This window comes from Mesorhizobium sp. WSM3860, from assembly GCF_002294995.1.
In the GTDB taxonomy this organism is placed as follows: domain Bacteria; phylum Pseudomonadota; class Alphaproteobacteria; order Rhizobiales; family Rhizobiaceae; genus Mesorhizobium.
Genome location: NZ_NSGF01000005.1, coordinates 140,296 through 152,766 on the forward strand (window position 1 = coordinate 140,296; position 12,471 = coordinate 152,766).

Genomic DNA, 12,471 nt, shown 5'->3' on the forward strand with positions numbered 1-12,471 from the left:
CCTGCTCAAGCCAACAGGAATTCGGCAAAGACAGTCCGATTCGGTGCCTCCAAGCGAAATGGCATGGCGCTTGCTGTCATCCGTTAGAGCCCATCAACGCACGTAGAACAACAGAACCATGGCAAAACGCGAGCGCCCAAGGACCGTGCACATTTGCGCCGAACGTTTGCGTATCGCGAAGCGATGAACACCCCCTGCGTGCAACGCCCGAGCGGAAGGCCCTTCTGGCGTCAATGCGGGAGCTCAGCCTCGCCGATGTTGCAGCACGTCGAAACTGGAGACCCTGTTCATGACCGATTCGGCGACAGGCTTCATGGGCGGCGTTCTGCATGACCCGGAACAGCCAAATCAACGGGCGGGCCCCGCATGGGGTGCGGTCATTTCGCTTGCCTTGGGCACCTTCGGGCTTGTGACGGCAGAGTTTCTGCCTGCCAGCGTGCTGACGCCGCTCGCGCATGATCTCGGTATCACCGAGGGTGCAGCTGGACAGGCGCTGACAGCGACTGCAATCGTCGGTGCCATCGCGGCGCCGATGATGGCCATCATCACAAATCGCCTAGACCGCAGGATCGTCATGTGGGCGATGACGCTGCTGCTGATCCTGTCGAACGTTCTGTCGGCCGTAGCGGGGTCGCTGCCGGTTCTCCTGACCGCCCGCGTCCTGCTCGGAATAGCGATTGGAGGCTTCTGGTCGATGTCGGCAGCGCTGGCGATGCGGCTCGTTCCAAGTGACCTCCTGCCGCGAGCCATGTCGATTATCCTCACCGGCGTTACCGTCGCTAACGTTTGCGCGGCTCCAATCGGCGCCTATGTCGGCGACATCTGGGGATGGCGAAGCGGCTTCATGCTCGCTGCAGTCGCAGGCGCCGCTACACTGGTAGTGCAACTCGTGACGCTTCCGAGGCTGCCTCCGATTGGAGCGGCCAGCTTTCGCAGTCTGCTGGATGTGGCCAGGACCCCGACCATCAAAGTCGCGATTTTGGTGGTCCTGCTGGCCGCTTCCGGGCACTTTGCCGCCTTCACCTATATCCGCGCCTTCCTTGAGGATGTTCCCGCGCTCGATATCGAGACAATCTCGCTCGTGTTGCTCGCCTTTGGCATCGGCGGCTTCTTCGGCAATCTAGCCGGCGGATTCTTGGCCGAGCACAGCCTCAAGGCAGTCGCGGCCCTGGCGCCCCTGATCATAACGACGGCCGCTGTCTCGCTGCTGACGCTGGGAGCATGGGCCTGGACCGCGGCGATTGCGGTTGCAGTATGGGGCTTCGCCTTCGGCGCGGTGCCGGTGGGACTGCAGACATGGATGGTGCTGCGCGCTGCTCCCGAGCAGGCGGAGAACGCCGGTGGGCTGATGGCCGCAACGTTCCAAGTGGCCATCGCAGCCGGCGCGGCTTTCGGCGGACTACTCGTGGACACTGCCGGAGTGGCCAGTGTTTTTGCCTACAGCGCGGTAGCCTCGTTCCTCGCCGCCTTGACGGTGTTCTTGCTTGGCCCGAAGCGCGAACCCTAGACCGCTTGAAAGAGGCCGTCAGTGCAGTGCGGGGAAGATGCAAACACATCAGCCGCGCGGTCCGATCCTACGCACGATTTTTGGCGGTTGCAGGCTTGGTCTCTGCTAACGGCGGTATCTCAATCGCCGCCTGATCTTTCGGGAAGCACCCGGCTGCAGCGTCGGGAAATCAGCACCACACCTCGTCATGCAAAATCATCGAATCTGAGTCAGACCCGGTTTTTGCGGGTCGTTTGCACACTACGAGGCGCTGAGTACGATCTGGGCTTAGACCAGGACCGCCCGCGACTTCACATGCGGGATGCCTCCTGCAACATTATCTGCCGCATCCAGGTGCTTGCCGGATCGCTGTTGTGAAGGGTGGGCCATTGGACGGCCTCGGTGAATGTGGGTAGTGGCCGCGGAAGTTCGACGATCCGCAGGGGGAAAGTCTTTTTGAAATGCTGAACCAGCCGGAACGGTATGGACGCTATACGAGATGTGCCTGAGACCATCGGCGGGATCATGCTGAAGGCCTGCACGATGATCTCCACACGTCTCTTCAGGCCATGCTCAAGCAAAAATCGTTCCTCGATGGAGGGCATCTGCGCACGGCCGAGCCTGAAGGCAACATGCCTCATCGACACGTACCTCTCGAATGTAAGCTGCCCCGGCAGCTGCTTGTTCGTGGGGCAGCCTACGCACACGAATCTTTCGTCGAACAGCGGCGCTCTTGGATGCGCGCTCGACATGAACAATTCCGGAAGGATCAGGAAATCGACGTCACCGCGCCGGAGAAGGTCATCCGGATCGTCATCGAGCGGCAGCAATTCGAAGCTGACGGCGGGTGCTTCGCGTGCAACACGCTCCACGACCTTTTCAAAAAACACGAGTGTGACGAAATCCGATGCCGTGATCCGGAAGCGGCGATCGGATTGAGCCGGTTTAAACGGCTCCCAAGAAATAATCGAGCACTGGATGTGCAGGAGTGCGCCGCGAACCGCGGGGGCGAGTGTTTCCGCACGTGGGGTTAGAACCCGTTCGCGGCCGCTCATCGTAAACAGTTCATCGTTGAAGTAATTACGCAGCCGGCCGACGGCGGCGCTCATGGCCGGCTGACTAAGGTTGATGCTGTTTGCCGCCGCCGTAAGGTTGCGCTCGGTCAGCAGCGCATCGAGCACGACGAGGAGGTTCAGATCAAGGCCTTTGAAACGCATGCCCTATCCGTCCGTAACGTGGTTGCTTGTCATCGCGACCATCGTATGCGTTCGCGTACAGTCCAACTCAGAGGTGTTGTATCTCGACCTGCCGCCCACGCGTGTGGAGGACGTGCTCGTCGTGTTTATGCCGATTTCGCGGGAGATGAGCGAATGGCCGACATGCACAACAGTTGATCGGATAGGTCCGGAGCGATGAAAAGAATTTTTCACGTGGCTAGTTGCTTACAGATTGAGGTTTGAGCAGACTTGGGCGCGGCGTCGCTCCGACAACGGTGCGCGACACATATCCAAGGTCGCGCGCAATCTTGCGAATTGCCATCGCGATCAGGACGATGGCCACTCCAAGAACACCTGCGAACGCGATTCTGGTCGTGAGATTCCAGGCTTCCCCAAACTGTATAAAATCCGTGAGGCGAAACACGGCACCCTGAACCAGATAAAGCAGCAGCGTGCTCTGACCAAGCTCGACCGCGACAAAGCGAGCTATTCTGGTCGAATGGACATTTCTCCAGCATTGAAACATAAGCTGCACTGCCACTGCAGAAGCCGACACAGAGCCGGAAAACATCAGCAATACTTGCTTAGCTGACAGTTCATCATTGATGAACACGTGATTGTTGAAGGCGTAGGTCTGCTTATCCCACCATAGGAAGCATATGAGAGCTGCTATCGAGAGTAAAAATAAGAAAATTGATTTATTCGCCCAGATGATACTCTCCTGCCAGCCTTTAGATTGAGCAAAAAAGAACCCAAGACAATAAAATGGGTAAGTGTATCTTATCGACGGGATTATCGATGATGTGATGGGGGCGATTGCGATCGCAATTGCAGATGCGCCTATGATCCACATCGATAGACGATTGAAAGTTGTAAAAAACTTAACCAGGATGAACGAAATAAATGCTGCCCATATGAACCAGTATGTTCCAATGACCTCGGTTAATAGACCCAAGAATCCATCAGTTAAACTCTTCGGCGGAACCATCACGGTGGACTTTAGCGTCCAAATCAACGCACACCAGAAAAGCATTGGCAGCAGTAACTGGGTTGCTCGATCGCTGACCGCTTGAATGAACGGTTTTCGCAAGATTGCCCCGGAAGAGAGATAGCCGCTTATCGCCATAAAGAGGGGCATGTGAAATATGTATATCGACTTGTAATACGGCGACAGCCAAAAGGCGTCAGTGCCGCGGTAAATACAATATTGCAATAGGTGCCCAATTATCACCAAAGTAATGAGTATACCTTTGGCGAAATCAAAGCTTAGGTCTCGGTTGTTTGCTCCTGCTCGGCGCGAGCCGCGTGCCTCCGCTCCGACTGTTATGTGATCAAGCATCAGACCTCAGCCTATCTATCGCAGTTGCTACTTGCCGCTTACGGGCACGGCGAGTGCGCCAGTTTCGGTGCCAAGGATCGAAATTGACGCGGATCGCGGGGTGGATTTGAGGGCCGACCGGGTGCAAGCGGACAAGTGCCTGATCGCAATCTCGACCGCGGTGGCGGTCGCGATCATGTGTGGCGACGCAGACGCCCGGCACTACGCCGTCTGTGCAGAACCTCTCAAGATGGTTCCGCGGCGCGTGCCGAACCGTGCCGACGGCGAATGGAATGCCGAACTGCTGCAGCACCGGGCGCATGACGCGGATAGAATGGCTCATTCCGAGTCTCTCAAGATCCGGATGCACCGTGTACAATCCGAGTTCGCCTACCAAAAAATCAACCTCGCCAGCCGTGAGGAAACGGCGCAGCAGGTCCAAGTGAGCGGCTACGCCGTGCAGTGGCGTGATCGGTTGCATCTCAGGTGTCTATGCAGCGCCATGGAAGTTTGGTAAAATCGATTGTTTAGATCGCGAGCATCCACGCTATGGATAATTGAAAGCCATGCGCTTTAAGGGTCTTGATCTGAACCTCCTCGTCGTGCTCGACGCGCTGCTGACCGAGCGCAACCTCACGGCGGCGGCAAACAGCATCAACCTTAGTCAGCCGGCCATGAGCGCGGCCGTCGCCCGGCTGCGCGATTTTTTCAACGATGAACTGTTTACGATGAGCGGCCGCGAACGTGTTCTAACACAGCGTGCGGAAACACTCGCCCCCGCGGTCCGCGGCGCACTCCTGAAAATCCAGAGCTCGATTATTTCTTGGGAGCCGTTTAACCCGGCTCAATCCGATCGCCGCTTCCGGATCATTCTTTCCGATTTCATCACACTCGTGTTTTTTGAAAAGGTCGTGGAGCGTGTTGCACGCGAAGCACCCGCCATCAGCTTCGAATTGCTGCCGCTCGACGACGAGCCCGATGAGCTGCTCCGGCGCGGCGACATTGATTTCCTGATTTGTCCAGAATTGTTCATGTCGAGCGCCCATCCAAGAGCGGCGCTGTTCGACGAGACGCTGGTGTGCGTGGGCTGCCCCACGAACAAGCAGCTGCCAGGGCAGCTTACATTCGAAAGATACATGTCGATGAGGCACGTCGCGGTCAGGCTCGGCCGTGCGCAGATGCCATCCATCGAGGAACGGTTCTTGCTTGAGCATGGCCTGAAGAGACGTATCGAGGTCGTCGTGCAGGCCTTCAGCATGATCCCGCCGATGGTTTCAGGCACAGCTCGTATAGGGAGCATGCCCTTCCGGCTGGTTAAATATTTCGAAAGAACCTTGCCCCTGCGGATCGTCGAACTGCCGCTGCCACTACCCACGTTCACCGAGGCCGTCCAATGGCCCGCCCTTCACAACAGCGATCCGGCAAGCATATGGATGCGAGAGGTATTGTTACAGGAGGCGTCTCGAATGACTTCTCTGCAGGACGCCAAAAGGCGTCGCAGGCACGCCTAATTTACCCCCGCGTCTTACGCCGCCACTCGCGTCAATAGTCCGTGCCGGACTAGATCGATGCTCGCTGCAAGTGAGCCTGCGAGGTCCTCCAGCGGGTCGGTTGCGTCGACAAAGGATGCCAACGAGAAGGGGCCCCCATAACCGCCATCAAGCAGGGCCCGGATCTGGCTGCCATTGTCGGAACCGGCTAGGACGCGATCCGGGTAAATCCAGTGAATTGGATCGTTCACTCTTGAAATGTGCACAAGACCGGTCAGGTCGCAGGAGAAGAACGTCTCCCCGGCGAGCGTGTGGTGGAACGTGTCGTGCACGAGGCGGAAGACTGACTGGCCATCAATCGCGGCAATGGCCTTAGCCGCTTCGTGCTTCGATCGAAGCGAGCAGGTTTGGAAGCCCAGCGGCTCGATGAGACCGATCAGACCGCGCGACTGGAGGATCGGCTTGAGCGCCTTCAAGGCGACACGGAGATCGCCTCGGCGCTCGCCATTGGCAGGCCATGAGCCGTCGTTGACCGGCACTAACATGAGCATCTTGGCTCCGCAGGCCGCCGCATAATCGGCGAGCTTGCTCGCCTCGGCCTTGCGGGCGGGTGTCCACTCATTGAAGCGCTGCAGGGCATTGACGGAAATAATCCCAACGCCCGCCTCGGCGGCGGCAGACCGGACGTCTGCAGCCGGCATGCCGAGTGCAATATCGTTACCGCACAGCTGGCTGCGGATCTGGACATCGGTCAGGCCCTGGTCGCGGGCAAAAGCGAAAAGTGCCCTGACGTCAAGTCCGGGTGTCGCCATATGATCGAGTGCAAAGCGGGGCGATGCTTGGCCCATGGGCTGGTTTTCCTTCCATGAACGGGTTTCATTCTGGGCTGACATGGCTTTTACCGTGCGTTGATTCACGGCGAGTCAGTCGAACTCACGCTTGTCTCACTGTGGTGCCGCGCCTGCTGAGACATCGCCTGAATAGGTGCAATGACCGAAGCTGGTTCGCGGCATTCCATCTGCTTCCGCAAGCTCACCCGCCTACACGGAGAGATGCCCAACCGATCGGATTCAAAGTTCAGGCAGGAGGGTGCTTCGCGAGAGCCGAGGCCGACGCACAGCGCGACCATCGCGCCGCCCGACGCTTGCCTCAGGCGGCGGATCAACCCGGGACGCGCTGCCGCACCGTCTTGAATGCCGCTGGCCACGAAGGCAGCCCTGCGCCGTTGGTCGCGAAGGCACCTTGTGCTCGTCGCGGAAAGCGGTAGGGTCTACATCGCGAAACTCCTTGCGTTACCAGTCACATACCGGCAAGCTCGGCTTGCTGAAAACAGCCAGTCAGAAGCTATCGACGTGGTCCAGTTATGCTTGCACGTGATGCGCGCGCCTGGCTTGCTGCCGAAACGCGGTCTCGGGCATGCCCAAGTCATCACGACCTTCAACCTGCCCGTTGATCACGCAGGCCGGCAATTTACAGCTCCGCGAATTGTGCCATCGTGCTGTCGAACACGCGCTTTGCCATTTCATCGAGGCCCAGTTTGCGGTGGCGTGCCGACAGGATTTCTGTCCCGTAGACGCCTTTGTAACCAGCGGCCCGAATTTCTCGCAAGAACGCCGGGACATCGAGCTCTCCCTCACCGCAGAGTTCGCGATGATGGATGGTGTCTTCCCAAAGGTCGTCAACCGGCGGCACTTTCATGGCGTCGTCAACTTCTACCGCTTTGATAAAGCGGGTCGGGATCTTGCGGATATCGCTGAACGGAATCCCCCCGCGTGCCAGATGCCAGATGTCGACAAGCAGGCCGCCGTTCGGTTGGTCTGCCTCGCTTACAATGGCAAGGCCAGTCTCGATCGTGCGAACGTTCGACCAAGGCATGATCTCCAACACGATATCTGCGCCATAGACCGCCGCCTCTTGGCACAGTTTTGCGAACTCAGCCGCCATAAGCGGGACATCCGCAGTCTGTTCGTGAAAACCGGGGCCGATCTTGATATCGCGCATACCGAGCTCTGCGGCGACATCGAACAACTGGCGGCGGAATTTATCCGACTCCTTCCGCTTCTCGTCGTTACGATACCAGTTCAACAAGAACTCGATTTCGAGATATTTCATCCCGTTTGCGTTGAGGATGCGCTTCATCTCGGCAAAGCCAATTTTGCTCTGCGTGGCTATCGTGTCCTCATAGTGAAGTCCGAAGCCTTTGAAGCCGGCTCGCGCTGCTGCCTCTACCCTGTCCTTGAATGGAAACGGGCTGATCTCGACAGGGCCGAGAGGATAAACGTCGCCCGAAAGGGCAAAATACGAGATCAGGAGTTCAACGTCTTGAGCCACGATGTTGCATCCTATCATTGAAATTTTGGCAGCCCCGTCCCGCCTGCCCAAGGGAATATCATGCCGAATTTAGAAAGAAAGGGAAGCGTTTAAGAAACACTTTTGCAGTTTTCGCAATAAGCGGTGTGGCGGGGGTGGCCGGGGACTGCCGACGCCAGTGGTCGCCCGAGACTAACCGCCTACTCCTCAGGACTTTGGTGCTTTTTGCGTCGGGAGCAACACTGTTTCCCTATCCATCGCCTTTATCCCATCTGACGGGAATGGCATGAATCTAGAGCCATCAAGGGAGGTAGATTGTGAATAAGCTGCACAGATCCATGCTCACCGCGACGCTGTTCGTCTCAGCGGCCGCATTCGCGTCGCAATGTTATGCGGCCGAGAAAATGAAGCTCGGCCTCTCAATGCCTACGCTCAACACTCCGTTCTTCACCGTTCTGGTGAACGCAGCCACCGATGGGGCCACGTCGGTCGGTGGAGAGGTCGTGCAAACGACGAACGCAAACAGGGACGCGAGCCAGCAAGTGACGGATTTCCGCAACCTGATCAGTGCTGGCGCAAACGTGATCCTGGCCGGCGTCGTGGATCGCGCCGCCATCAAGCCGGCGCTCGACTACGCAAAGAGCCGCAAGGTTCCGGTGGTCATCGTCGACGACAAGCCTGCCGCCGGCGAGGTTTACGCAGTTGTGCGTGCCGACAATCTCGAGATGGGAGCGCGCGCAGCTGAAGCTCTCAAAGCCGCCATGGGCGACAAGAAAGGCACTGTTCTACAAATCACCGGAGCGCTGACGACCACCAACGGCCGCAATCGCAAGGACGGCTTCGACAAGGCGTTCAAAAAAGCCTCCGACGCAAAAATCATTGAACAGACCGCCAACTGGGACGGTCCGACAAGCGCGAACGTTGCGCTCACCGTCATGAGCGGCAATCCTGACATCGCCGGCATCTATCTGGCAACGGACACCCTCTACTATGATCCGGTTTCTTCGGCGCTGAAGTCCCGTGGCCGCCTCGTTCCGGCTGGCGAGTCGGGACACATCGCCATGGTTGCCATCGACGGCGGCTCGGGTGCCCTGAAGGCAATTCGCGCGGGTTTCCTGGACGCCACCATTTCTCAGCCTGTCGTGGACTACGCCAAGCACGGCGTCGAGTATCTCAATGCTGCACTCGAGGGAAAGCCGATGAAAGAAGGCCCGACCGATCACGGCAGCACGGTCGTGAGGGACGGCGCGTATTTCGTCGACGAACTGCCCTCGCCGATTATCACCAAAGCAAATGTCGACGACAAAACCCTCTGGGGCAACGCGAAGTAGTCATGGCCGCCCGCCCCGAATATTCGAATGCGTCGGCGGCGTCCGAGCAGATCGTCAAGATCGACGGCGCCGTCAAACGCTTCGGCGGGACCACCGCTCTCAATGGGTTGTCCATCGAGATTAGACGGGGCGAGTCGCATGGCCTGATCGGCCGCAATGGCGCGGGCAAGTCTACCCTCGTATCAGTCCTCACGGGCCTGAGGGCGATCGATTCCGGGACCTTCTTGCTGAATGGCTCAGCGCCGCCGGCGCTGAGCGATCGAAATGCGTGGCGCGAGGCGGTAGCCTGCGTCTATCAGCATCGAACTCTCGTTCCAGACCTCAGCGTCGCCGAGAATCTCTACCTTGGGCGCTACCAAGGCAAACGGGTGATTTCCTGGCGCGCCTTGAACCGGGAAGCTGCAGCGGCCCTGGAGAGCTGGAACATTCCCATCCTCCCCACTACGCAGGTCAGAGACCTCGGCGTCGGGGAAGCGCAAATGGTGGAGATAGCGCGCGCCCTCAGCCAGGGGTCGCGGTTCGTTATCCTCGATGAACCGACTGCTCAGCTTATCACAAGCGAGATCGATCAGCTTATAACGCGGGTTAATGAACTTCGAGAGCGAGGGGTGACCTTCCTTTTTATCTCGCACCACTTGGATGAGGTGCCGCGCGTCTGTGACGCCGTGACTGTGCTCCGCAACGGTCGCGATGTTTTGCATGGAGACGCGCAAAAGCTCTCTACTGGCCAGATCGTGTCAGCCATGGTAGGGGATGAGGCGACTGGCATCGCTTTAACGGCCAGCGAGCACGTAGCGCGGCCGGCGCTCCCCCCCAAGACCCCTGTAGTGCTCAAGGCGCAAGTTAAGGTGGGCGCTTGCCAGGATGCCCTTGATCTCTCGCTCCGCGCTGGAGAGGTCGTCGGATTGGCCGGACATTCTGGCTCAGGTTCTCGCCATATGGCGCTCGCATTGGCGGGACACGTTTCGAGGTGGTCGGGCGAGATTGTGCTGAACGGTAAAACCGTTCCCAAGCCTTGGAATCCTGGGACAGCGGTCGCGCGAGGCATGGCGCTTTTGCCGGAGGATCGCATCAAAACCGGCCTCGTCGGCTCAATGTCCATCGAGGACAACATCACTCTACCGTCCCTCAAAGCATTTTCGAAACGCGTTCTCATTGACCGGCGGGCTCGCAAAAAATTTGCGGAAGACAATCGCGCAGATCTCGGAATTGTCTGTCATTCGATCAAGCAAGGCGTCGGAGAATTGAGTGGTGGCAACCAGCAAAAGGTGTTGCTGGGGTCGGCGCTCAGCAGCAACCCATCCGTGCTGATCCTCTTCCACCCAACCGCCGGCGTCGACATCGCCTCGAAGGCCACCATCCTCGAGATTGTCGAACGGCACCGTCGGGAGGGATTGGCCGTTGTCCTCGTCAGCGACGAACCCGAGGAACTTGCGTTCTGCGATCGTGTCCAAGTCTGGGTTCGCGGGCGAAAAGTCATCGAAAAAAGCGGGATGAGCGAGGAAGAGCTCGTGTCCGCAATGGAAGGGTTCCATCTGTCTCCGGAGTTACCATGACACACAACCCAATCGCAGGCGCGGTCGCGCCAAAAAGGGTTCTGAGCGATCTGCTCCAGCCGGAATGGGCAATCTTGCCGGTCCTGGTCGTCGTCATGATCGTCGGCGCCGCGCTGAACTCGTCTTTCCTGTCTTACGACAATTTTTATGGCGTGGTGCAGCAGGCCAGTGAGCTTGGGATTCTCACCATGGGCCTGACCGTGGTTCTCATCGCCGGCAAGTTCGACTTGTCGCTTGAATCCACTTTTGGGCTAGCGCCTATGGTCGGCGTCTATTGCCTTCTCGATGCAGGCGGTAGTGGCCTGAACCTCGCAGGCTCTCCGTTCCTGGCGCTTATCGCAATTTTCCTAACGGGCGCAGTGATCGGTGCATTCAACGGCATCTTAGTGGTCTATCTCAAGTTCAACGCCTTCATCGCCACCTTGGCCACCCTGATCCTGCTGCGCGGCATCAGCCTCGGGCTGACACGTGGCGAAACTCTTTCTGATTTGCCTCCGCTTCTGACATATCCCGGAGAAGCGACTGCTCTGGGAGCGCCGGTCTCCTTCTTGGTCGCCGTCGGCTTGCTGATCATTCTCACCGTATTCATGTCCCGGCACAGGATCGGGAGGATGCTCTACGCGGTTGGCGGCAACCCACAGGCAGCTCGGGTCGCAGGTATCCCGGTGGAGCGAATTCTGATGGGCGTATTCGTGGTAGCCGGCGTCCTCGCGGCGCTGGCAGGGTTGCTGCAGGCAGGACGAATTGCGTCAATCCCGTCATCTCTCGGACAGAACCTGATCTTCAATGCCTTCGCAGCCGCTGTCTTGGGCGGAGTAAGTTTGAACGGCGGGCGCGGTACCATCGCTGGCGCGTGTGGGGGTGTGCTTCTCCTTGTTCTGATCCAGGACGTGTTGGTCCTGTCCCAAGTCCCCGCATATTGGATCAATGCCACGACAGGCGGGATCATCCTCGTTGCGCTCTTCATCAGCAAAATAAGCGGAGCCGACAAGGCCAATTGAAACGGTCCACGGCACGACACGGGAGAAAAGACGATGCGTCTTAGGGACAAGGTGGCACTCATAACCGGCGGAGCACGAGGTATAGGCAAGGCTACTGTGGAGCTGTTTGAGAGGGAGGGCGCGAAGGTCCACGCATGCGATCTCAGTTTCGATGACGAACCCACCGGCAAGAGCGTGGTTCGACACAAGCTCGACGTTACAGAGTTTGAGAATTGGACTGCCGTCGTGGAAGCCATCATCGCTGAAGACGGCAGGATCGACATCCTTTTCAACAATGCGGGGACGGTTCTGTCCTACGAGGGGATCGCAGAGATCGCGATCGAGGACTGGAACAAAGTCATTGCCATCAATCAAACTGGCCCATTCTACGGAATGAAGGTCGTCATCCCTCACATGAAGGCAAATGGCGGCGGGTCAATTATCAACACGTCGTCGATCTGGGGAATTGCCGGAGCGGCAGGCGTGTCCGCCTATACCGCGTCCAAGGCCGCTGTCCGGCATATGAGTAAGAACGCGGCTCTGACCTATGTGGGCGACGGTATACGCGTCAATTCAATCCACCCGGGGATTATCAGCACGCCGATGATCGACGCCCAGGATTCGAGCATCACGGCGGTCATAGTCAATATCACACCCATGAAGCGGCTCGGGAGACCAGAAGAGATCGCCTACGGCGCATTGTTCCTGGCCAGTGACGAATCCAGCTTCATGACTGGCGCCGAGCTCGTCATTGATGGCGGCTACACTGCGCCATAGACCGAT

The 12,471-nt window shown here is 58.3% G+C and carries 11 protein-coding genes and 1 pseudogene; 7 read left to right on the top strand and 5 right to left on the bottom strand.

Annotated features, from left to right (window positions below; genetic code table 11):
- The first annotated feature begins 289 nt into the window (after positions 1–289).
- Positions 290–1,507: an MFS transporter gene (locus tag CK220_RS11205; RefSeq protein ID WP_095811590.1), complete on the top strand. Its 1,218-nt coding sequence runs from the start codon at positions 290–292 to the stop codon at positions 1,505–1,507.
- 290 nt (positions 1,508–1,797) lie between these two features.
- Here the strand turns inward: CK220_RS11205 and CK220_RS11210 are convergent, their stop codons facing one another.
- Positions 1,798–2,703 (bottom strand): LysR family transcriptional regulator, encoded by a 906-nt coding sequence (locus tag CK220_RS11210; protein ID WP_095811591.1) that lies wholly within the window; start codon positions 2,701–2,703, stop codon positions 1,798–1,800.
- Between CK220_RS11210 and CK220_RS32415 the strand changes: the two genes are divergently transcribed.
- Positions 2,702–2,902, top strand: a complete 201-nt coding sequence (locus CK220_RS32415; protein ID WP_280952726.1) for a hypothetical protein — start codon at positions 2,702–2,704, stop codon at positions 2,900–2,902. The genes CK220_RS11210 and CK220_RS32415 overlap by 2 nt on opposite strands.
- An 18-nt stretch (positions 2,903–2,920) precedes the next feature.
- On the opposite strand, the gene nolL is transcribed toward CK220_RS32415, so the two are convergent.
- Both nolL and CK220_RS11225 read right to left on the bottom strand, forming a co-directional pair.
- Positions 2,921–4,042 carry a nodulation factor fucose acetyltransferase NolL gene (gene nolL / locus CK220_RS11220; RefSeq protein ID WP_095811593.1) on the bottom strand — a complete coding sequence of 374 codons (1,122 nt, stop codon included), beginning with the start codon at positions 4,040–4,042 and terminating at the stop codon, positions 2,921–2,923.
- Positions 4,035–4,478, bottom strand: a pseudogene (locus tag CK220_RS11225) (hypothetical protein); the annotation flags it as partial. The pseudogene CK220_RS11225 and the gene nolL, both read right to left, overlap by 8 nt.
- Positions 4,479–4,587: 109 nt before the next feature.
- Between CK220_RS11225 and CK220_RS11230 the strand changes: the two are divergent.
- Positions 4,588–5,532: a LysR family transcriptional regulator gene (locus CK220_RS11230; RefSeq protein WP_095811595.1), complete on the top strand. Its 945-nt coding sequence runs from the start codon at positions 4,588–4,590 to the stop codon at positions 5,530–5,532.
- 14 nt (positions 5,533–5,546) lie between these two features.
- On the opposite strand, the gene CK220_RS11235 is transcribed toward CK220_RS11230, so the two are convergent.
- Together CK220_RS11235 and CK220_RS11245 are read right to left on the bottom strand one after the other, a co-directional pair.
- The gene (locus CK220_RS11235; protein WP_095811718.1) at positions 5,547–6,359 is read right to left on the bottom strand and encodes a TIM barrel protein; all 813 of its coding nucleotides are present in this window, start codon (positions 6,357–6,359) and stop codon (positions 5,547–5,549) included.
- A 622-nt stretch (positions 6,360–6,981) separates the two neighbouring features.
- Complete coding sequence (locus CK220_RS11245) at positions 6,982–7,842, bottom strand: sugar phosphate isomerase/epimerase (RefSeq protein ID WP_210201421.1); 861 nt, start codon at positions 7,840–7,842, stop codon at positions 6,982–6,984.
- A 296-nt stretch (positions 7,843–8,138) separates the two neighbouring features.
- Here CK220_RS11245 and CK220_RS11250 point away from each other — a divergent pair, with 296 nt between their 5' ends.
- Genes CK220_RS11250 through CK220_RS11265 form a run of 4 tightly spaced genes read left to right on the top strand, consistent with a single transcriptional unit; the run spans position 8,139 to position 12,465 of the window.
- A complete protein-coding gene (locus CK220_RS11250) occupies positions 8,139–9,152 on the top strand; it encodes a sugar ABC transporter substrate-binding protein (protein ID WP_141245112.1) in 1,014 nt (337 codons plus the stop codon).
- Between the two features lie 2 nt (positions 9,153–9,154).
- Positions 9,155–10,708, top strand: a complete 1,554-nt coding sequence (locus tag CK220_RS11255) for a sugar ABC transporter ATP-binding protein (protein WP_095811597.1) — start codon at positions 9,155–9,157, stop codon at positions 10,706–10,708.
- Positions 10,705–11,709: an ABC transporter permease gene (locus CK220_RS11260; protein ID WP_095811598.1), complete on the top strand. Its 1,005-nt coding sequence runs from the start codon at positions 10,705–10,707 to the stop codon at positions 11,707–11,709. Before CK220_RS11255 ends, CK220_RS11260 begins: the two co-directional genes overlap by 4 nt.
- Positions 11,710–11,742: 33 nt before the next feature.
- The gene (locus CK220_RS11265; RefSeq protein WP_095811599.1) at positions 11,743–12,465 is read left to right on the top strand and encodes an SDR family oxidoreductase; all 723 of its coding nucleotides are present in this window, start codon (positions 11,743–11,745) and stop codon (positions 12,463–12,465) included.
- The last annotated feature ends 6 nt before the right edge of the window (positions 12,466–12,471 follow it).